Below are 19,888 nucleotides of genomic sequence, written 5' to 3'. Positions count from 1 at the left end.
ATGCCGCCAGCGTTCAATCTGAGCCAGGATCAAACTCTTCAGTTCAAACCTGTTACTGTTTTCGGTTCCGTAGAACCGGTCGCTCACTCAAAGCTGACAGGAATATGAATTGCTTCATAAACCTGACTTACTTTAGTGTGAGACTCTTGATACTTTTGCTAATCCGATCTGACGATCGGCTCGCTGTCATCAAGCGCCCACACTTATCGGCTGTTAATTTTTAAAGAACGTTTCTGCGAGAAAACCGTCTTTCTCAGCAGCGCTGCGTTGTCAGCAGCAGAGAAACGAGATTATGAACACTGTTTCGCAGTTCGTCAACAACTTTTTTACAAACTTCGTTGCGACTGCGGGGTTCATCTTCCTTCGCTGACCGGACGCCCCAACAGGACCTCCCACCAGCTCCGCTTCCCCCTTCCGCGCCGCGTTGCCGTCAGCGCGAAAGAGGCGTGATTCTAGGCACGTCTCGCGCCAAGCGCAAGGGGTTTCGTGAAATAAATGTAAAAGCCCCCGTGCGCTGCCGCGCACGGGGGCTTTTACGCCGATGAATCAGGACACGGCGGGTGATGCTCGGCCATGCCCCACTATATATAGCAAGAGAAGTGCGCCGTTCCCGGGCCTCTCACTTCCCGGCAACCGTCGCCTGTAGCCGCTCGACCGGCACCGCGTCCGCCATCGCCGCATAGCCTGCATCGCTCGGATGAATGCCGTCGCCGCTATCGTAGCGACGCTGCAGTACGCTCGGGCGCGCGGGATCACGCAGCGCCTCGTCGAAATCGACGATACCGTCGAACGCCCCGCCGCTCCGGATCCAGCGATTCACTTCCAGCCGGATCGCTTCGCGCTCGGCCGGCAGCGCCGCCGGCGTGAGCGTCGCGCCCAAGATCCTCACGCCCCGGCGATGCGCGGCATCGATCAGCCGGCGATAGCCGTCGATCAGCGACGCCGTGGTTACCTGCGTATGCGGATGATCGCAGTCGAGACCCGCGCGAGGCGGCATCGTCGCAAAGTTGATGTCGTTGATGCCGATCAGCAGGATCGCCGCCTTCACCCCCGAGCGCGATAGCGCGTCACGGTCGAAGCGGGATTGCAGCGACGTGCCGTAGCAGGCCGAATCACTGAGCAGCCGATTGCCGCTGATGCCCAGATTCACCACACCGACCGCATCCGACACCGCCAGCCGGCGCGCCAGCGCATCCGGCCAGCGGCGGTTCAGGTTCAGGCTCGAGCGCAGCCCGTCGGTGATCGAATCGCCGATCGCCGCGACGCTCGCACGCGCCGCCCCGGCCTCGACCGCGAGTTCCGTCACCCACGCATATTGGGTAAACCGGGTTCGGAACGCGCCGGCGCCAGCGTCCTTCGTGTGATCTCCAGGCCCCGATACGTAATTGACCTGGTTCGATACGCGGTGCCAGACCGTCATCCGCTGACGCGCTCCCATATACAGGCTGACCGCATAAGGCCGACCGGTCGCCACGTCGATCGTCACCGGATCGCTTTCGATTTCCTGGCCCGGCGCCAGCGTCACCGACGCCCGCCCGCCGAACCGCACCGCAACGGGCACACCGTCCGCCAACGCCGCGCCGTCGCCGGCCCGCGCCAGACTCGCCGACTCGACGACCAGCGGCCCACTGCCATACATATTGCTCAGCCGAATCCGCGCGGCCCGGCCCGCCACCGTCGGGTAGACGATCTGCCGGACCGTCCGGCCCGCCACGTCGGGCGCGCGATAAAGCGGCGGCGGCGAAGCCAGATCAGGAATCGGCTGCAGCGCGGTGGCCCAGGCGGCAACCCACCCCGCCTGCGCAGCGCCGGCCGCTGGCGGCGACAAGAGAACGGACGCGCCCAGCGCGACCGCGGCAAGACTGCTGCGAAATGACATCGGCAAGATCCTCATCGGAAAGCGGGCATTGTGCCGCAGATGCGGTTCGGCACCGCGCGCCGCCACTCGTTCCCCATCAGCACGACTTCGCACCCGTCCTGTCGTTTACCCGCATCACACGCGATATCACCAAATAATTTATTAACCGACCGGTCGGTTGGCTTATACTTCGCACACATTCAACCGGACGAGAGCCTCGCCATGTACACGCAATCCCTCGACATCCCCGGCAATGTCGCCCCGCTCGACGCCGCCGCCGAGTCGCCCGAGCAGGCGCGGTTCGACGCGGTCATGGCCGCGGATGGCAAGATCGAGCCGCAGGACTGGATGCCCGACGCCTATCGCAAGACGCTGATCCGCCAGATTTCGCAGCACGCGCACTCGGAAGTCGTCGGCATGCTGCCGGAAGGCAACTGGATCTCCCGCGCGCCGAGCCTCAAGCGCAAGGCGATCCTGCTCGCGAAAGTGCAGGACGAAGCCGGCCACGGCCTCTATCTGTACAGCGCGGCCGAAACGCTCGGCGTGTCGCGCGACGCACTGATCGACGCGCTGCACGCCGGCAAGGCGAAATATTCGAGCATCTTCAACTACCCGACGCCGACCTGGGCGGACGTCGGCGTGATCGGCTGGCTCGTCGACGGCGCCGCGATCATGAACCAGATCCCGCTGTGCCGCTGCACGTACGGCCCGTATGCGCGCGCGATGATCCGCGTATGCAAGGAGGAGTCGTTCCACCAGCGCCAGGGCTTCGACGCGCTGCTGTCGATGATGAAGGGCTCCGATGCGCAGCGCGCGATGGTCCAGCAGGCGGTGAACCGCTGGTGGTGGCCGGTGCTGATGATGTTCGGTCCGAGCGATGCCGACTCCGTCCACAGCAACCAGTCGGCCAAATGGGGCATCAAGCGGATCACGAATGACGACCTGCGGCAAAAATTCGTCGATGCGACCGTCGAGCAGGCGAAGGTGCTCGGCGTGACGCTGCCCGATCCCGACCTGAAATGGAACGACGCGCGCGGCCATTACGACTACGGCGTGATCGACTGGGACGAATTCTGGCGCGTCGTCAACGGCGACGGGCCGTGCAACCGGGAGCGCCTCGCGACCCGCGTGAAGGCGCACGACGACGGCGCATGGGTGCGCGAAGCCGCGCTCGCGCACGAAGCGAAGCGCCGCGCCCGCGCCGAACAGCAAGCCGCCTGAGCGGCAACCATCGAATTCAGATTCAGGAGAGAGTGATGAACAAGGAATGGCCGATCTGGGAAGTGTTCGTGCGCAGCAAGCAGGGCCTCGACCACAAGCATTGCGGCAGCCTGCACGCCGCCGACGCGTCGATGGCGCTGCGCATGGCGCGCGACGTCTACACGCGCCGCCAGGAAGGCGTGAGCATCTGGGTGGTGCCGTCGTCGGCGATCACCGCGTCGGATCCGAACGAGAAGGCCGAGCTGTTCGAGCCGGCGGGCGACAAGATCTATCGCCACCCGACGTTCTACACGCTGCCCGATGAAGTCAACCACATGTAACGCCCGCGCCATGACGATCACGCCCGAACACCTCTGCTACGTGCTGCGCCTCGCGGACAACGCGCTGATCCTCGGTCAGCGCAACGCCGAATGGTGCGGCCACGGCCCGATTCTCGAAGAAGACATCGCGCTGACCAACATGAGCCTCGACCTCATCGGCCAGGCGCGGATGCTGTATACGCACGCGGCCGACCTCGAACGCCAGCTCAACGGCGCGGCGAAGACCGAGGACGACTACGCGTACTTCCGCACCGAACGCGAGTTCGCGAACTTCACGCTCGCCGAGCTGCCGCATTACGGCCCGGTGTCGGGTACCGCGCACGCCGACAAGGACTACGCGGTGACGATCGTGCGCAACTTCCTCTACGCGGCGTTGATGCTGCACGTATGGAGCGCGCTCGAAACGTCGGAAGACGCAACGCTGGCCGCCATCGCGGCGAAGTCGGTGAAGGAGACCCGCTATCACCTGCACCATGCGCGCGAGTGGCTGGTGCGGCTCGGCGACGGCACCGACGAATCGCACCGCCGCGCGCAGGCTGCGCTCGATTATCTGACCCCGTATACGCGCGAGTTCTTCGCGGCGGACCAGGTGGACGACGCGATCGCCGCCCAGCGCATCGGCCCGGCGCCGGCCGCGCTCGAAGCCGCGTGGCGCGCCGACGTCGACGACGCGCTCGCCGAGGCGACGCTGACGCTGCCGGCGCCCGTCCAGCACATCACCACCGGCAAGCAGGGCGAGCACTCGGAGCACATCGGCTACCTGCTCGCCGAAATGCAGAGCCTCGCGCGCCAGCATCCGGGCGCGACCTGGTAACGCGCACGTCAAACGGAGCCTCGCGATGTCCGCCCCATCCGCCCTCGCCGCCTCACCCGCCCCGCACCACGCCGATCCGCTGCTCGCGCGGGCGTGGGAAGTACTGGAGGCCGTGCCCGATCCGGAAATCCCCGTCGTGTCGATCCGTGAGCTGGGCATCCTGCGCGACGTCCGGCGCGCGGACGACGGCCGGCTCGAGGTCGTGATCACCCCGACCTACTCGGGCTGCCCGGCGATGTCGCAGATCGCCGAAGACATCGCGGCCGCGATGCAGCAGGCCGGCCTGCCGCCGCACCGCGTCGAGACCGTGCTCGCGCCCGCGTGGACGACCGACTGGATCACGCAGGACGCGCGCGACAAGCTGCGCGCCTACGGGATCGCGCCGCCGGTCGGCCAGTGCGCCAGCGCCGCGCCGCAGGAAAGCGTCGTTCGCTTCGTGCCGCGGCCGGTCGCGGCGCCCGTCTGCCCGCGCTGCGGCTCCGCGCGCACCGAGCGGCTCGCGCAATTCGCGTCGACCGCCTGCAAGGCGCTGTATCGCTGCGTCGACTGCCGCGAACCCTTCGACTACTTCAAACCTTACTAATATGGCGACCCCGCAATTCCATCCGCTGCGTATCCGCGACGTGCGGCCCGAGACCGCCGACGCCGTGACCGTCTCCTTCGAGATTCCGCCCGAGCTGCGTGACGCATACCGCTTCACGCAAGGCCAGTTCGTCACGCTGAAGACCCATATCGACGGCGAGGAGACGCGCCGCTCGTATTCGATCTGTGTCGGCACGACCGACTACGACCGCGACGGCGAATTGCGCATCGGCATCAAGCGCGTACGCGGCGGTCGCTTCTCGAACTTCGCGTTCGATACGCTGAAGCCCGGCCACACGATCGACGTGATGACGCCCGACGGCCGCTTCTTCACGCACCTGAACGCGGAGCACGGCAAGCAGTACGTCGCGTTCTCCGGCGGCTCCGGGATCACGCCCGTGCTCGCGATCGTCAAGACGACGCTCGAGCTCGAGCCGTGCAGCACGTTCACGCTGATCTACGGGAACCGCAGCGTCGACGCGATCATGTTCGCGGAGGAGCTCGAGGACCTGAAGAACCGCTACATGAACCGATTCGTGCTGTATCACGTGCTGTCCGACGACCTCCAGGACGTCGAGCTGTTCAACGGCGTGCTCGACCAGGCGAAGTGCGCGGCGTTCCTCGACACGCTGGCGCCGGCCGACTCGATCGACGAGGCGTTCATCTGCGGCCCCGCGCCGATGATGGACGCCGCGGAGGCCGCGCTGAAGGCGGCCGGCGTGCCGCAGGCGAAGGTCCACGTCGAGCGCTTCGGCTCGCCGCTGCCGCAGGCCGGCGTGCCGGCCGTCGAAATCACCGACGCGACGCCCGCCGCCGACCTCGAAATCGTTCTCGACGGCAAGAAGCGCAAGCTGCGCCTGCCATACGAAGGCGTGAGCCTGCTCGACGTCGGCCTGCGCGCCGGCCTCGCGCTGCCGTATGCGTGCAAGGGCGGCGTGTGCTGCACGTGCCGCGCAAAGGTGCTCGAAGGCGAGGTGCGGATGGAGAAGAACTACACGCTCGAGGAGCGCGAGGTGAAGGACGGCTTCGTGCTCACCTGCCAGTGCCATCCGGTCAGCGACAAGGTCGTGGTCAGCTACGACGAACGCTGAACGAGCGGCGCGGCGCCGGGTCCGCGACCGGGTGTCGCCCGCCCGCCGGTTTCTTGTCGTCACACATCTCGCTTACACTAGGGGCCGCCCGCCGGCCGGACGATGCAAGTCCGGCCGGCCGGCGGTTTTCTTTTGTTGACGACAGGCCGATGAGTACCATTCACGTGATTCAGGGCGGCAGCGCCGCCGCGTCGCTCGGCGAGGCGCTCGCCCAGGCGGGGCGCGACGAGCGCGTCGTCGGATTGCTCGACGACCTGGCCGTCGGGCCGCTCAAGGGCGTCGACGAGACGCCGGAGACCCGCGCCGCGTTCTGGCAACGCGTGCTCGGCGACCAGATTCCCGACTGGAAGGCGGAAGTCGAGCGCGAATTCGCGCGCCTCGACCTGCTTGCGATGGACACCGGCCAGGTGGTCGTCTGGCATGCGCCGAGCGTCGGCGACAAGCTGCTGCTGCGGCGCGTCGCCTACCATCTGCGCAACGTGCCGCAGCGCCTGAACGAAGTGCGGCTGTCGGAAACCGATCTCGGCGCGGCGTCGACGCGCGCCGACCGCGCCTGCGCGACCGGCATGTTCTCGCCGGCGCAGCTGCTCGCGAAGCTGCCCGAAGCCGCCCCGATCTCGGTGCTGCGCATCGGCCGGCTCGCACTCGAATGGCAGGAAGCCAAGCACCTGGACGCCGAACTCCGCTACTGGGTCAGCAACACGATCAAGAGCGGCCACTACGGCGACCTCGACGCGTTGGTCCTCGCGCACGCGGAGAACGGCTGGCTGCCGGCGCGGCGCCTCGCCGGCAGCGTGATGGCCGACGCGGATCGCGGCGGGCTGTTCGTCAGCGATTCGATCGCGCTGTGGCGCTGCAGCGAACTCGCCGCCGCCGGCCGCCTCGAGCTGCAGGACGACACCGCCGACCTCCATTCCACGCAGGTGCGCGCAGCCCGCGCCACCGCGACGCAACGCTAATTCCCGCATTCGACCATGGCCCGTACCCGAGCCCCCGATCACGAATCCCAGCGCGAGCAGATCCTCGATCTCGCCGCCGAAAAGTTCGCGCAGACGAGCTACCCGAGCACGTCGATGTCCGACCTTGCCACCGCAAGCGGCACGTCGAAGGCGCGCCTGTATCACTATTACGAGAGCAAGGAAGCGATCCTGTTCGACCTGCTCGACCGCTACACGAAGCGGCTGATGCTGATCATCGCCGAGGTCGAAGGCACCAGCCAGCGGCGCGGCCTCACCGAGCGGGAGGCGTTTGCGGAGCTCGTGCGCGCGTTCCTCGGCGAATACGAGACGTCGCACAGCCGCCACGTCGCGCTGCTCAACGACGTGAAGTACCTCGAGGACGCGCAGCGCGAGATCGTGCTGGACCGCCAGCGCGACATCGTCGCGGCCTTCGCGCGCCAGCTCGCGCGCGCGTATCCGGAGCGGATCTCGAAGGAAAACCAGACGTCGGTCACGATGATGGTGTTCGGGATGATCAACTGGACGTTCACGTGGCTCAAGCCGGGCGGGCGCCTCGGCTACCGCGACTTCGCGGAGCAGGTGATCGACATGATCGAGCGCGGGATGTCCTCGGCGGCCTGATTGCCGCAGAGCAGCAAGCGTTGCGTGGCGGAAACACTGCGACACCCCGCCACGCATTTCATATGATGAATTTTTTAATCATTAAAAATCAAACAGTTGCGTGCTTAATTAAGCGTATTTAGAACACCCCCTCCAAAACGAGTACGGGTTTTCCCCAATCCGGAGGCCTGCTGTCGGGTAAAATGCTGCTGCATTGCACAACCCGCAGTACGGTCACACATTGAGGAACCCACGATGAACACGCATGTCCACGGCCCGGCCGATGTCGTCGGCACCGCCGGTGCTGCGCCGGTTCTCGTCAGGGAACTGGCTTCCAAAGACCGTGAGCAGATGCTCACCCACTTTCTCTCGCTCGACGAGGACGATCGCCTGCTGCGCTTCGGCCAGGTGGTGCCCGACCACGTGATCGAGAACTATGTCCGCACGATCGATTTCGGCCGCGACACCGTGTTCGGCGTGTTCGATCACGCGCTCGAGTTGATCGGCGTCGGCCACCTGGCCTACCTGCCCGCCGAAGGCGACAAGCGCACCGCCGAATTCGGCGTGTCGGTGCTCGAAAGCGCGCGCGGCCGCGGCGTCGGCTCGAAGCTGTTCGAGCGCGCGGCGATCCGCAGCCGCAACACGCACGTGACGATGCTGTACATGCATTGCCTGTCGCGCAACGCGACGATGATGCACATCGCGAAGAAATCCGGAATGCGGATCGAGTACGCGTACGGCGAAGCCGATGCGTACCTGTCGCTGCCGCCCGCCGACCACTCGACGATCATCGCCGAGATGCTGCAGGAACAGGCCGCGGTGTTCGACTACGCGCTCAAGCGCCAGGCGCATCGCACATCGAAGTTCATCGAATCGCTGATGCCGGCCTGACACCGGGCCTGACTCGCCAACCTCAAGTACCCCACACGCTGCCGTTGCAGCCTGCGAAAAGGGCTCGCCCCTTTCGCGCTTCACGCGTCCGACGGGTGCCGACGTCATTGTCACCCCATTGCCTCACCGATACGGCCGCCCCTTGGCAGCCGACATCACGGCATATTTCCCGCGCTCCCGGCTCAGCGTCCGCTGGCAGTGCGGTTCAAGCTCGTCTGTCGCTGGACAGTGCTCGCGCAGAAAAACATTCACTTTCGTACCCATCCCATTGATCTCTCACCGCCTGTCGATAGATGATCGGTCGCTTATTTCATTCGGCGAAAGGTCGAAGTGACAGGCTGTCTACCCTCGTTTCTCCATACTTGGGCTACGCCTTCATCCATCGAACCTATTTTCCCGATTCGTCTATTTCATGTTGCGAGGATAAGGGCATGACGGGACAACGCATCCCCTTACCCCACATTCCCGCCTTCTGGATCGCGGTAACAGCAACCGTCTGTGTTGTCATCGACGTCGGTATCACCATGCTGTTCCTCCGCCGCCGCCATTGTTGGAGATGACAATGAATACCGCGCTGCATGCATGGCTGAACGGCTATCGGCGCATGCTGTCGTTTCGTGGCCGAGAGCGACGCCGGGATTTCCTGTGCTTCCTACTCGGCCATTACCCGCTCTTTTACCTTCTGATCACGCTGATCAAATATCGGCTTTCCGCCGACGCAACGCTAACGTCATTCCTGCTGTTCTGCGCCGGGCTCGCGTCGCTATGCGCGACCCTGGCCTACAACGTCAGGCGCCTGCACGACAGCAATCGCTCCGGCCTGCTGTGCATCGGCTACTTCCTGTTCGCAGCCCCCATTGTGATCCTCGTGTCGCTGTGGCTCGCGCCCCGCAACGCCGGTAACCGATACGGCCTCGATCCGCGCCGCACGCGCGCGTAGCCCCCGCATCGGCGGTACGGCAAGCCGGCCCGTCTCATCTGCATCACGCGTCGCCCGTCAGCGAATCGGCAGCGCCGTCGTTTCCTTGAAGCACTCGAGCGAGAAGCTCGTCTTCACGTCGATCACCGACGGATGGTGCAGCAGTTGCTCCTGCACGAAGCGGGAGAAGTGCGCCATGTCCTCGACCTGCACCCGCAGCAGGTAATCCATGTCCCCCGTCATCGCATGGCAGGCGACCACCTCCGGCCACGTCTGCACCGCCGCGCGGAACAGCTCCGCATGCGTCGCGCCGGCGCGCGCCGGCGTCTCGTCCGCGCGGACCGGCGCGAGCCCGCCCCGCTTCTCGAGCCGCACGCTGACGTACGCGAGCAGGTCGAGCCCGAGCTTCTGCGGATCGAGCAGCGCAACGTAGCCGGTGATCACGCCGATCTCCTCGAGCCGCCGGATTCGCCGCAGGCACGGGCTCGGCGACAGGTTCACGCGCTCGGCGATCTCCTGGTTCGACAGGCGGCCGTTCTCCTGAAGAATCGCGAGAATCCGCCGATCGATGGCATCCAATTCCACTTGCGCCATCTTCTGCCTCCCAAGCATGAATTCAAGACTGGAAATTGCGTCATCGTAGTCAGCCACGCTCAAGTTCGCAAGTTTCCGCCTCCCCTCGCCCGCTACACTTTGTCGCACACATCGATTCAACACGCGCGTCGCGGCGCGCCTCCGGAGACAAGCATGCAGATCCCCACCTGGGACAACCCCGTCGGCACCGACGGCTTCGAATTCATCGAGTACACCGCGCCGGACCCGAAGGCGCTCGGCCAGCTGTTCGAGCGGATGGGCTTCACCGCGATCGCGCGCCATCGCCACAAGGACGTGACGGTGTACCGCCAGGGCGACATCAACTTCATCATCAACGCGGAACCGGATTCGTTCGCGCAGCGCTTCGCGCGCCTGCACGGCCCGTCGATCTGCGCGATCGCATTCCGCGTGCAGGACGCCGCGAAGGCCTACCAGCACGCGCTCGAACTCGGCGCATGGGGCTTCGACAACAAAACCGGCCCGATGGAGCTGAACATCCCGGCGATCAAGGGCATCGGCGATTCGCTGATCTACTTCGTCGACCGCTGGCGCGGCAAGAACGGCGCGCAGCCGGGGGCGATCGGCGACATCAGCATCTATGACGTCGACTTCGAGCCGATTCCCGGCGCGAACCCGAACCCGGTCGGCCACGGCCTCACCTACATCGACCACCTGACGCACAACGTGCACCGCGGCCGCATGCAGGAATGGGCGGAGTTCTACGAGCGCCTGTTCAACTTCCGCGAAGTGCGCTACTTCGACATCGAAGGCAAGGTGACCGGCGTGAAGTCGAAGGCGATGACGTCGCCGTGCGGCAAGATCCGCATTCCGATCAACGAGGAAGGCTCGGAAACGGCCGGCCAGATCCAGGAATACCTGGACGCGTACCACGGCGAAGGCATCCAGCACATCGCGCTCGGCGCGTCGGACATCTATCGCGCGGTCGACGGCCTGCGCAGCAAGGAAGTGAAGCTGCTCGACACGATCGACACGTACTACGAGCTCGTCGACCGCCGCGTGCCGAACCACGGCGAGCCGCTGGACGAACTGAAGAAGCGCAAGATCCTGATCGACGGCGCGCGCGACGACCTGCTGCTGCAGATCTTCACCGAGAACCAGATCGGGCCGATCTTCTTCGAGATCATCCAGCGCAAGGGCAACCAGGGCTTCGGCGAAGGCAACTTCAAGGCGCTGTTCGAGTCGATCGAGCTCGACCAGATCCGCCGCGGCGTCGTGCAGGACAAGGCCTGACGCATATGGCGCGGACGCCCGGCGGCAGCGGGCGTCCAACGGCGCAAAAAGAAAGGGCGGGAATCCCGGGATTCCCGCCCTTTTTTCATCGATGTACATCGACGCGGCCGGTGCGGCCGCCCGGCCGGATCAATGCGCGTTCGCTCCCGGCACGACCAGGCGCACGCCCGACGGCTGCACATCGGCGTGCTGCGCGGGCGCGATCTGGCTCATCTGCGCGCCCGCTGCCGCCAGTGCGCTCGCGCCTTGCGCGCGCACCGGGCCGGTCATCGCGAAAAACGCGGCGGACACGATCAGGAAACTCTGGATATGACGTGTGTTCATTGGCACCTCCTGTTGAACTGCCGGCGCCTCCCCGCCTTCGTCATGACAATCGACGCCGGCGGGCACCTCCGACAGGCCGCCCAGATTAACGGCAAGTGCCGGACGATGTGCGCGGCTTTACATGCTTTTACATGCTGTAACGCGTAAAAACGTGCGCGCAGCCGGGCCGGCGCAGCAATTTTGACGACGAGCGGCGGGTTTTTCCCAGTGCTACCATCGCCAGAAACCGGCCAATATGCCGGCCACTGCCGACGTGTTCACAAGACCCCGACGCAATCGAAGTTTTGGCGATCCCAGACTGGGTGGAGGAGACTCATCAATGAATGCCCCGCTAGACGCAGGCCAACGCGCGTCCCTAGAAGCCGCGCTGAAGTCCGTCACGCTTGACGACAAATACACCCTCGAACGCGGTCGCGCGTACATGAGCGGCATCCAGGCGCTGGTGCGCCTGCCGATGCTCCAGCAGGAACGCGATCGCGCCGCCGGCCTCAACACCGCCGGCTTCATCTCCGGTTATCGCGGCTCGCCGCTCGGCGGCCTCGACCAGTCGCTGTGGAAGGCCAAGAAGCACCTGTCTTCCCACCAGATCGTTTTCCAGCCCGGTCTCAACGAAGATCTGGCCGCCACCGCCGTGTGGGGCTCGCAGCAGGTGAACCTGTACCCCGGCGCGAAGTACGACGGCGTGTTCGGCATGTGGTACGGCAAGGGCCCGGGCGTCGACCGCACCGGCGACGTGTTCAAGCACGCGAACTCGGCCGGCTCGTCGCAGCACGGCGGCGTGCTCGTGCTCGCCGGCGACGACCACGCGGCGAAATCGTCGACGCTCGCGCACCAGTCCGAACACATCTTCAAGGCCTGCGGCCTGCCGGTGCTGTTCCCGTCGAACGTGCAGGAATACCTGGACTTCGGCCTGCACGGCTGGGCGATGAGCCGCTACTCGGGCCTCTGGGTCGCGCTCAAGTGCGTGACCGACGTGGTCGAATCGTCGTCATCGGTCGACATCGACCCGCATCGCACCGAGATCGTGCTGCCGTCGGACTTCATCATGCCGGACGGCGGCCTCAACATCCGCTGGCCCGACCCGCCGCTCGTGCAGGAAGCGCGCCTGCTCGACTACAAGTGGTACGCGGCGCTCGCCTACGTGCGCGCCAACAAGCTCGACCGCATCGAGATCGACTCGCCGCACGCGCGCTTCGGCATCATGACGGGCGGCAAGGCGTACCTCGACGTGCGCCAGGCGCTGACCGACCTCGGCCTCGACGACGAGACCTGCGCGCGCATCGGCATCCGCCTGTACAAGGTCGGCTGCGTGTGGCCGCTCGAAGCGCAGGGCGCGCAGGCGTTCGCGCGCGGGCTCGACGAGATCCTCGTCGTCGAGGAAAAGCGCCAGATCCTCGAATACGCGATCAAGGAAGAGCTGTACAACTGGCCGGACGCGCAGCGTCCGCGCGTGTTCGGCAAGTTCGACGAGAAGGACGGCGCCGGCGGCGAATGGTCGGTGCCGATGGGCAACTGGCTGCTGCCCGCGCACTACGAGCTGTCGCCCGCGATCATCGCGAAGGCGATCGCGACGCGCCTCGAGAAATTCGAGCTGCCCTCCGACGTGCGCGCGCGCATCGCCGCGCGGCTCGCGGTGATCCACGCGAAGGAAACCGCGCTCGCGAAGCCGCACGTGACGACCGAGCGCAAGCCGTGGTTCTGCTCGGGCTGCCCGCACAACACGTCGACCAACGTGCCGGACGGCTCGCGCGCGATCGCGGGGATCGGCTGCCACTACATGACCGTGTGGATGGACCGCAACACGAGCACCTTCAGCCAGATGGGCGGCGAAGGCGTGCCGTGGATCGGCCAGGCGCCGTTCACGAACGAGAAGCACGTGTTCGCGAACCTCGGCGACGGCACCTACTTCCACTCGGGCCTGCTCGCGGTGCGCGCGGCGATCTCGTCGAAGGCAAACATCACGTACAAGATCCTGTACAACGACGCGGTCGCGATGACGGGCGGCCAGCCGGTCGACGGCGTGCTGACGGTGCCGCAGATCACGCACCAGCTCGCGTCGGAAGGCGCGAAGAAGATCGTGATCGTCACCGACGAGCCGGAGAAGTACGAAGGCCAGACGTCGCTGCTCGCGCCGGGCGTGACGATCCATCACCGCGACCAGCTCGACGACGTGCAGCGCGAGCTGCGCGAGATCGAAGGCACGACGATCCTCGTCTACGACCAGACCTGCGCGACCGAGAAGCGCCGCCGCCGCAAGCGCGGTGCGTATCCGGACCCGGCCAAGCGCGTCGTGATCAACGATGCGGTGTGCGAAGGCTGCGGCGACTGCTCGGTGCAGTCGAACTGCCTGTCGGTCGAGCCACTGGAAACCGATTTCGGCACGAAGCGCCAGATCAACCAGTCGACCTGCAACAAGGACTTCTCGTGCGTGAAGGGCTTCTGCCCGAGCTTCGTGACGGTCGAGGGCGGCCAGTTGAAGAAGCCGAAGGCCGTGTCGGTGGACGGCAGCGCGCTGCCGCCGATCCCGGAGCCGGCGCTGCCGGCGATCGACCGCGCGTACGGCGTGCTCGTCACGGGCGTCGGCGGCACGGGCGTCGTCACGATCGGCGCGCTGCTCGGGATGGCCGCGCACCTGGAAAACAAGGGCGTGACCGTGCTCGACGTCACCGGCCTCGCGCAGAAGGGCGGCGCGGTGATGAGCCACGTGCAGATCTCGCACGCGCCGACCGACATCCACGCGACGCGGATCGCGATGGGCGAAGCCGATCTCGTGATCGGCTGCGACGCGCTCGTCACGGCCGGCGACGAATGCACGTCGCGGATGCGGCACAACGCGACGCGCGTGGTCGTCAACAGCGCGAAAACACCGACCGCGGAGTTCATCAAGAACCCGAACTGGTCGTTCCCGGGCCTGTCGGCCGAGCAGGACATCCGCGCGGCCGCGGGCGATGCGGTCGATCTCGTCGACGCGAACCGCTTCGCGGTCGCGCTGCTCGGCGATGCGATCTACACGAACCCGTTCGTGCTCGGCTACGCGTGGCAGAAAGGCTGGCTGCCGCTCACGCTCGCGTCGCTCGAGCGCGCGATCGAGCTGAACGCCGTGCAGGTCGACAAGAACCGTGCGGCGTTCGACTGGGGCCGCCGCGCCGCACATGACCTCGCGAGCGTGCAGCAGGCCGCGACCGGCGGCGCGCGCGCCGCGCAAGCCGGTGCGACGGTGATCGCGCTGCACACGAAGAAGTCGGTGGACGCGCTGATCGCGAAGCGGGTCGAGTTCCTCGCCGCGTACCAGAACGCGGCCTACGGAGCGCGCTACGCGGCGTTCGTCGAGCACGTGCGCGCCGCCGAGCGCGCGCTGGCCGACGGTGACGCGCAGGAGCCGCTGACCGAGGCGGTCGCGCGCAACCTGTTCAAGCTGATGGCGTACAAGGACGAATACGAGGTTGCGCGGCTGCAGTCCGATCCGGCGTTCCTCGCGCGCCTGTCCGCGCAGTTCGAAGGCGACTGGAAGCTGAAATTCCATCTCGCGCCGCCGCTGTTCGCGAAGAAGGACGCGCACGGCCATCTGCTGAAGAAGGCGTACGGCCCGTGGATGATGCCGGCGTTCCGGATGCTCGCGAAGCTGAAGTTCCTGCGCGGTACCGGCCTCGATCCGTTCGGCCGCACCGAGGAGCGTCGCACCGAGCGTGCGCTGATCGGCGAGTACGAAGCGCTGATCGGCGAGGTGCTCGCGAAGCTGACCGTGACCAACCGCCCGCTCGCGCTCGAACTCGCGGCGCTGCCGGACGGCATTCGCGGCTATGGTCACGTGAAGGAGCGCAACCTGCAGGCCGTGCGCATCAAGTGGCGCGACCTCGTCGCGCGCTGGCGCGCACCGCAGGACGGCACGACACGGCACGTCGCGTAGCCGCGTAACGCGGAAGCGGTTCGTGCGGCCGGGAGCGGCCGCACGAACTCGCTGCGCGCATCAGGACGCGCAGCCGGTCCGCGGCGCGCTTCGGGTCGGCGTCACCCTAGGACGGCCGGTTCGACGCGAGGGCCGCCACACTCATCGCGACGTCGCCATATGCGCCGCGCCGCGGCATGTCGACGTTGACGGTGCGGCCCCGCGCGACCGGGGCCGTGGCCGCAACCGAGGCCATGATGTTCTCGTAGGCCACGCCGCCCCAGCGCGGGCGGCGGTTCCGTTCGTCAGCCACTGTCGTCGCGGTCGCCGCGCGCCAGCCCGTGTCGCGCCCGGCATCGACGGAATACATCGCCGCGTCGCGCGTCGTCCGGTTCGGCTTGCGCTTCGCTGCGGGCGAACGTCCGCTCCCCTCGGACCGGACCAGGGCCGCGGCGATTTCCACCGCGCTCGGCAAACCGGAGACGGCGGCCGGCCGCGCCGTCGCGCGCGCATCGTACGCCGGCGGCGCGGTCCGCATGTCGGCAACGATCGTCGGAAGCCCCTCGGCGCCGCGGCCGCTCGTGTTGGCGCGCGCGCCACGGCCGAACCGGCTTCGCTCGCCTGCACCGGCACCGGGCACCGCGTCCGTGCGTGCGCGCATCGTCACGCGCCATCCAGGCGCAGCGAGCGTCATCCCGCCCTCCGCACGCGCATCGGCCACAACCGGAGCCGGACGGCCGCCGATGCTGGCGACCTGCGCCGCAAGCTCGTCAGCGCTCACCGACATCCGCGGCCCGACGGGCAGCCGGCCATCGAGCGACGCCGCCAGCCCGGCAACCCGCATCGGCGGCAACGGCGACGCGGTCAGCGCCGGCTTCAGCGCGTCAAGCAAGCCCGCCAGCACCCGCGGCTCGGTGAACGCGGCACGTCGCTCGAGCAACGCGTGATAACCGGTCTCACCGCCCAGCGTGGACAACGCGATGCTCGGCAACGCGACCGGCTTGGGATCGGGAACGTCGAACGGGAACCGGGAAACGAGCGACGCGACGACGTCGGCAGCCATGGCCATGGGCCGCGGCGACGCGTCGCCGGGCGGCGGGCGCATGCGCGCTTCCGCGATCTGATCCGCGTAAAACGGCGCGCCGGCCAATCCTGCGCCCGACGCGTCGCCGGCCTCGCGGCTCGCTGCGCGAAGCACACCGGCATCGCCCGGCGCCGGCGTGCCGCCGAATGCGGCATGGCGCGCGAGCGCGTCGGCCACCTGAACGGCATAGAACGGGGAATCCGCCGGCCCGGCCCGCTGGACGATGACGCTGCCGCCCGGCAGCGGCGGCAATGCCGGAGCCGCGATGCAGGCAAACCGCGCACAGTCGGTCGCGCGCGCGCGCAATGACGCGGCGGTTCCTGCATAGCTGAGCACCGGGCCGTCGAGATGCGGCTGGAATGGATCGAAGCCCTCGTCCGGCAACGGCCCGCTCGGCAGCGGCGGCCGGTCGGCCAGCCCGGCCAACGACGGCCCGCCGAGCAGCCGGTCGTCAAGCAGGACGGCGATCGCCGAACGCCGGGCCGGCGCGAACGACGGCGCGCGAAACGCGGGCCGGTCCGGGCGGGAAGCCACCTTCTTCTCCACGTCGAAGGGCGGCCGCACCGGCAGACCGGCCAGTTCCGCGACAGGCCGCACCCCCGTTGCCGCGCTCGCCGGCAAGGCAGGCACCGGCGACGCGAGCGACGCCGGCGGGTGTATCTGCGTCTTGTCGGAATCGTCCGGCGCGCACGAACTCAGATACGGCGCAGTCAGCATCAGCGCGGCCGTCGCGACGCCCGTGCCGCCCGTGCTTCGCTTCACTCGTGCCTTTGCTGCAGCTTCCGTGCCCCGGCCTGTCTTGTCCGTTCCATTCACCATGCTTCATCTACGGCCGTGCGTCGCCCGACGGCGTGCGCCCCGCTTGTCCTGTTTCATGTGAGACAAGAATCTAGCGAAGCGGATCGGTATCGACAATCAGACGGACTCCAAACTGGCATGAAAACCGCATGCGATCGTGGGACATGTCCGATTTCACAAAAAAAAAACGCCACGGAACCCGGGTTCCATGGCGTTTTCCGTTGCGCCGCGCGGAGCGCGCGGCGCCCGCTCGCGCGAACTTACTTCGTGTTCACGTTCGCCGCGGCGACTGCCGTCATGTTGATGATCCGGCGCACGGTCGCGGCCGGCGTCAGGATGTGGACCGGCTTCGCCGCGCCGAGCAGCAGCGGGCCGACCGTCACGCCTTCGCCGCCGACCATCTTCAGCAGGTTGTACGCGATGTTCGCCGCTTCCACGTTCGGCATGATCAGCAGGTTCGCTTCGCCGGTCAGCGTCGTGCCCGGGAACGCCGCCTTGCGGACCACTTCGGACAGCGCCGCGTCGCCGTGCATTTCACCGTCGACTTCCAGCTGCGGCGCGCGCTCGACGATCAGCTTGCGTGCTTCCGCCATCCGGCGCGACGACGCCGACGGCGCGCTGCCGAAGTTCGAGTTCGACAGCAGCGCGGCCTTCGGCGTGATGCCGAAGCGCTCGATCTCGGCCGCGGCCTGGATCGTCATGTCGGCGAGCTGTTCGGCGCTCGGCACCTCGTTCACGTACGTATCGCACAGGAACAGGTTGCGGCCCGGCAGCATCAGCAGGTTCATCGCCGCGAAGTGCTCGGCGCCCTTCGCGCGGCCCAGCACCTGCTCGATGAACTTCAGGTGGCTGTGATACGTGTCGATCATCCCGCAGATCATGCCGTCCGCGTCGCCCAGGTGGACGAGCATCGCGCCGATCAGCGTGTTGAACTTGCGCAGCGCCGCCTTCGCGACTTCCGGCGTCACGCCGTCACGCGCGCCGATCTCGTGGTACGCCTGCCAGTAGCGGTGATAGCGGGTGTCGTCTTCCGGATTGACGATCTCGAAATCGACGCCGGCCTTCAGCTTCGAGCCGATCTTCTGCAAGCGCATCTCGACGACCGACGGGCGGCCGACGATGATCGGCTTCGCGATCTTCTCCTGCAGCACGAACTGCGCGGCGCGCAGCACGCGCTCGTCCTCGCCCTCGGCGAACACGATGCGGGCCGCGGCCTTCTTCGCGGTCGCGAACACCGGGCGCATCACCATGCCGGTGCGGTAGACGGTCGTGCCGAGCTGCTCGCGGTACGCGTCCATGTCCTGGATCGGACGGGTCGCAACGCCCGAATCCATCGCGGCCTGCGCGACGGCCGGCGCGATCTTGATGATCAGGCGCGGGTCGAACGGCTTCGGAATCAGGTATTCCGGGCCGAATTCGAGCGAATGGCCTTCATACGCCTTCGCGACTTCCTCGCTCTGGTCGGTTTCCTCGGCCAGCTCGGCGATCGCGCGCACGCACGCGAGCTTCATCTCTTCCGTGATCGTCGTCGCGCCGACGTCGAGCGCGCCGCGGAAGATGAACGGGAAGCACAGCACGTTGTTGACCTGGTTCGGGTAGTCCGAACGGCCGGTCGCGATGATCACGTCGGGGCGCGCGGCCTTCGCGTCTTCCGGGCGGATTTCCGGTTCCGGGTTCGCGAGCGCGAGGATCAGCGGACGGTCGCCCATTGCCTTGACCATGTCCTGCTTCAGCACGCCGGCGCTCGAGCAGCCGAGGAACACGTCCGCGCCGACGATCGCGTCGCCGAGCGTGCGCGCGTCGGTCGTCACGGCGTAGCGCTGCTTCGACGGATCGAGGTTGCCGCGGCCTTCGTAGATCACGCCCTTCGAGTCGCACACGAGCACGTTCGCCTTGTTCAGGCCGAGCTTCACGAGCAGGTCGAGACACGCGATCGCCGCCGCGCCCGCGCCCGAGCACACGAGCTTCACTTCGCCGATCGTCTTGCCGACCACCTTCAGGCCGTTCAGGATCGCCGCCGACGCGATGATCGCGGTGCCGTGCTGGTCGTCGTGGAAGACCGGGATCTTCATCCGCTCGCGCAGCTTCTGCTCGATGTAGAAGCACTCCGGCGCCTTGATGTCTTCAAGGTTGATGCCGCCGAGCGTCGGCTCGAGCATCGCGATCGCGTCGACGAGCTTGTCCGGGTCGGATTCCGACAGCTCGATGTCGAACACGTCGATGCCCGCGAATTTCTTGAAGAGGCAGCCCTTGCCTTCCATCACCGGCTTCGCGGCGAGCGGGCCGATGTTGCCGAGGCCGAGCACCGCCGTGCCGTTCGTGATGACGCCGACGAGGTTGCCGCGCGACGTATACTTCTGCGCGTCGAGCGGATCGGCGTGGATCGCCTCGCACGCGGCCGCGACGCCCGGCGAATACGCGAGCGACAGATCGAGCTGGTTCGACAGCGGCTTGGTCGGCGTGACCGAAATCTTGCCGGGTTTCGGGTTCAGGTGATAAGCGAGAGCGGCCTGCTTCAGTTGTTCGTCCATGATTGACCTGCGAGAGACATGCGAAAGAGAAATGCGAGTGCTCAGTACGCAGCACCTTGAGCCGCGGATGCGTGGATCGAGGGGGTAGTCGACTGCGACGGCCGTTGCGCGCCGGATCGGCGCGCGATCGAACCTCGGCGGGTGGCAAGAGGAAAGTACAAAGTA

16 protein-coding genes are annotated in these 19,888 nt (G+C 66.8%); 11 read left to right on the top strand and 5 right to left on the bottom strand.

The window, feature by feature from the left end:
- Nucleotides 1-619 precede the first annotated feature (619 nt).
- Nucleotides 620-1,879: an SGNH/GDSL hydrolase family protein gene (locus HWX31_RS28235; protein WP_174964650.1), complete on the bottom strand. Its 1,260-nt coding sequence runs from the start codon at nt 1,877-1,879 to the stop codon at nt 620-622.
- A 201-nt stretch (nt 1,880-2,080) separates the two neighbouring features.
- On the opposite strand from HWX31_RS28235, the gene paaA reads away from it, so the two are divergent.
- The 9 genes from paaA to HWX31_RS28190 all read left to right on the top strand — a co-directional run bounded on the left by paaA (nt 2,081) and on the right by HWX31_RS28190 (nt 9,276).
- Nucleotides 2,081-3,079, top strand: coding sequence for a 1,2-phenylacetyl-CoA epoxidase subunit PaaA (gene paaA / locus HWX31_RS28230; RefSeq protein WP_174964651.1), 999 nt, complete (start codon nt 2,081-2,083; stop codon nt 3,077-3,079).
- 35 nt (nt 3,080-3,114) lie between these two features.
- A complete protein-coding gene (paaB, locus tag HWX31_RS28225) occupies nt 3,115-3,399 on the top strand; it encodes a 1,2-phenylacetyl-CoA epoxidase subunit PaaB (protein WP_010092957.1) in 285 nt (94 codons plus the stop codon).
- 10 nt (nt 3,400-3,409) lie between these two features.
- A complete protein-coding gene (gene paaC, locus HWX31_RS28220; RefSeq protein ID WP_174964652.1) occupies nt 3,410-4,213 on the top strand; it encodes a 1,2-phenylacetyl-CoA epoxidase subunit PaaC in 804 nt (267 codons plus the stop codon).
- A 25-nt stretch (nt 4,214-4,238) separates the two neighbouring features.
- Nucleotides 4,239-4,796, top strand: coding sequence for a 1,2-phenylacetyl-CoA epoxidase subunit PaaD (gene paaD, locus HWX31_RS28215; protein ID WP_174964653.1), 558 nt, complete (start codon nt 4,239-4,241; stop codon nt 4,794-4,796).
- A 1-nt stretch (nt 4,797) separates the two neighbouring features.
- Complete coding sequence (paaE, locus tag HWX31_RS28210; RefSeq protein WP_174964654.1) at nt 4,798-5,886, top strand: 1,2-phenylacetyl-CoA epoxidase subunit PaaE; 1,089 nt, start codon at nt 4,798-4,800, stop codon at nt 5,884-5,886.
- Nucleotides 5,887-6,035: 149 nt separating this feature from the next.
- Complete coding sequence (locus HWX31_RS28205; RefSeq protein ID WP_174964655.1) at nt 6,036-6,845, top strand: DUF1835 domain-containing protein; 810 nt, start codon at nt 6,036-6,038, stop codon at nt 6,843-6,845.
- A 15-nt stretch (nt 6,846-6,860) separates the two neighbouring features.
- Nucleotides 6,861-7,466, top strand: a complete 606-nt coding sequence (locus HWX31_RS28200) for a TetR/AcrR family transcriptional regulator (protein WP_042586829.1) — start codon at nt 6,861-6,863, stop codon at nt 7,464-7,466.
- A 234-nt stretch (nt 7,467-7,700) separates the two neighbouring features.
- On the top strand, nt 7,701-8,336 hold the full coding sequence (locus HWX31_RS28195) for a GNAT family N-acetyltransferase (RefSeq protein ID WP_059609311.1): 636 nt from the start codon (nt 7,701-7,703) through the stop codon (nt 8,334-8,336).
- 562 nt (nt 8,337-8,898) lie between these two features.
- A complete protein-coding gene (locus tag HWX31_RS28190; protein ID WP_174964656.1) occupies nt 8,899-9,276 on the top strand; it encodes a DUF805 domain-containing protein in 378 nt (125 codons plus the stop codon).
- A 57-nt stretch (nt 9,277-9,333) separates the two neighbouring features.
- Here the strand turns inward: HWX31_RS28190 and HWX31_RS28185 are convergent, their stop codons facing one another.
- Nucleotides 9,334-9,849, bottom strand: coding sequence for an Lrp/AsnC family transcriptional regulator (locus tag HWX31_RS28185; protein WP_059609313.1), 516 nt, complete (start codon nt 9,847-9,849; stop codon nt 9,334-9,336).
- Nucleotides 9,850-10,002: 153 nt separating this feature from the next.
- On the opposite strand from HWX31_RS28185, the gene hppD reads away from it, so the two are divergent.
- Nucleotides 10,003-11,100: a 4-hydroxyphenylpyruvate dioxygenase gene (gene hppD / locus HWX31_RS28180; protein WP_174964657.1), complete on the top strand. Its 1,098-nt coding sequence runs from the start codon at nt 10,003-10,005 to the stop codon at nt 11,098-11,100.
- A gap of 129 nt (nt 11,101-11,229) precedes the next feature.
- Here the strand turns inward: hppD and HWX31_RS28175 are convergent, their stop codons facing one another.
- Nucleotides 11,230-11,424 (bottom strand): hypothetical protein, encoded by a 195-nt coding sequence (locus HWX31_RS28175; protein WP_059711653.1) that lies wholly within the window; start codon nt 11,422-11,424, stop codon nt 11,230-11,232.
- 319 nt (nt 11,425-11,743) lie between these two features.
- On the opposite strand from HWX31_RS28175, the gene HWX31_RS28170 reads away from it, so the two are divergent.
- Nucleotides 11,744-15,331: an indolepyruvate ferredoxin oxidoreductase family protein gene (locus HWX31_RS28170; protein ID WP_174964658.1), complete on the top strand. Its 3,588-nt coding sequence runs from the start codon at nt 11,744-11,746 to the stop codon at nt 15,329-15,331.
- 106 nt (nt 15,332-15,437) lie between these two features.
- Here HWX31_RS28170 and HWX31_RS28165 read toward each other — a convergent pair whose 3' ends face one another.
- Nucleotides 15,438-17,213, bottom strand: a complete 1,776-nt coding sequence (locus tag HWX31_RS28165) for a hypothetical protein (protein ID WP_174964659.1) — start codon at nt 17,211-17,213, stop codon at nt 15,438-15,440.
- A 239-nt stretch (nt 17,214-17,452) separates the two neighbouring features.
- Complete coding sequence (locus HWX31_RS28160; RefSeq protein WP_059609318.1) at nt 17,453-19,723, bottom strand: NADP-dependent malic enzyme; 2,271 nt, start codon at nt 19,721-19,723, stop codon at nt 17,453-17,455.
- Between the last annotated feature and the right edge of the window lie 165 nt (nt 19,724-19,888).

This window comes from Burkholderia ubonensis (assembly GCF_902833085.1).
In the GTDB taxonomy this organism is placed as follows: Bacteria; Pseudomonadota; Gammaproteobacteria; order Burkholderiales; family Burkholderiaceae; genus Burkholderia; species Burkholderia ubonensis.
Note: the sequence above shows the minus strand (reverse complement) of the source record. Positions and strands in the feature narration are given on the sequence as shown.

What these genes read in the sequence shown, in the direction of transcription:
- HWX31_RS28235 (WP_174964650.1), bottom strand. Translation starts at nt 1,879, where the DNA reads ATGTCATTTCGCAGCAGTCTTGCCGCGGTCGCGCTGGGCGCGTCCGTT.
- HWX31_RS28190 (WP_174964656.1), top strand. Translation starts at nt 8,899, where the DNA reads ATGAATACCGCGCTGCATGCATGGCTGAACGGCTATCGGCGCATGCTG.
- HWX31_RS28170 (WP_174964658.1), top strand. Translation starts at nt 11,744, where the DNA reads ATGAATGCCCCGCTAGACGCAGGCCAACGCGCGTCCCTAGAAGCCGCG.
- paaC (WP_174964652.1), top strand. Translation starts at nt 3,410, where the DNA reads ATGACGATCACGCCCGAACACCTCTGCTACGTGCTGCGCCTCGCGGAC.
- HWX31_RS28200 (WP_042586829.1), top strand. Translation starts at nt 6,861, where the DNA reads ATGGCCCGTACCCGAGCCCCCGATCACGAATCCCAGCGCGAGCAGATC.
- paaE (WP_174964654.1), top strand. Translation starts at nt 4,798, where the DNA reads ATGGCGACCCCGCAATTCCATCCGCTGCGTATCCGCGACGTGCGGCCC.
- HWX31_RS28165 (WP_174964659.1), bottom strand. Translation starts at nt 17,213, where the DNA reads ATGGTGAATGGAACGGACAAGACAGGCCGGGGCACGGAAGCTGCAGCA.
- paaD (WP_174964653.1), top strand. Translation starts at nt 4,239, where the DNA reads ATGTCCGCCCCATCCGCCCTCGCCGCCTCACCCGCCCCGCACCACGCC.
- paaA (WP_174964651.1), top strand. Translation starts at nt 2,081, where the DNA reads ATGTACACGCAATCCCTCGACATCCCCGGCAATGTCGCCCCGCTCGAC.
- hppD (WP_174964657.1), top strand. Translation starts at nt 10,003, where the DNA reads ATGCAGATCCCCACCTGGGACAACCCCGTCGGCACCGACGGCTTCGAA.
- HWX31_RS28195 (WP_059609311.1), top strand. Translation starts at nt 7,701, where the DNA reads ATGAACACGCATGTCCACGGCCCGGCCGATGTCGTCGGCACCGCCGGT.
- HWX31_RS28185 (WP_059609313.1), bottom strand. Translation starts at nt 9,849, where the DNA reads ATGGCGCAAGTGGAATTGGATGCCATCGATCGGCGGATTCTCGCGATT.
- HWX31_RS28160 (WP_059609318.1), bottom strand. Translation starts at nt 19,723, where the DNA reads ATGGACGAACAACTGAAGCAGGCCGCTCTCGCTTATCACCTGAACCCG.
- HWX31_RS28205 (WP_174964655.1), top strand. Translation starts at nt 6,036, where the DNA reads ATGAGTACCATTCACGTGATTCAGGGCGGCAGCGCCGCCGCGTCGCTC.
- HWX31_RS28175 (WP_059711653.1), bottom strand. Translation starts at nt 11,424, where the DNA reads ATGAACACACGTCATATCCAGAGTTTCCTGATCGTGTCCGCCGCGTTT.
- paaB (WP_010092957.1), top strand. Translation starts at nt 3,115, where the DNA reads ATGAACAAGGAATGGCCGATCTGGGAAGTGTTCGTGCGCAGCAAGCAG.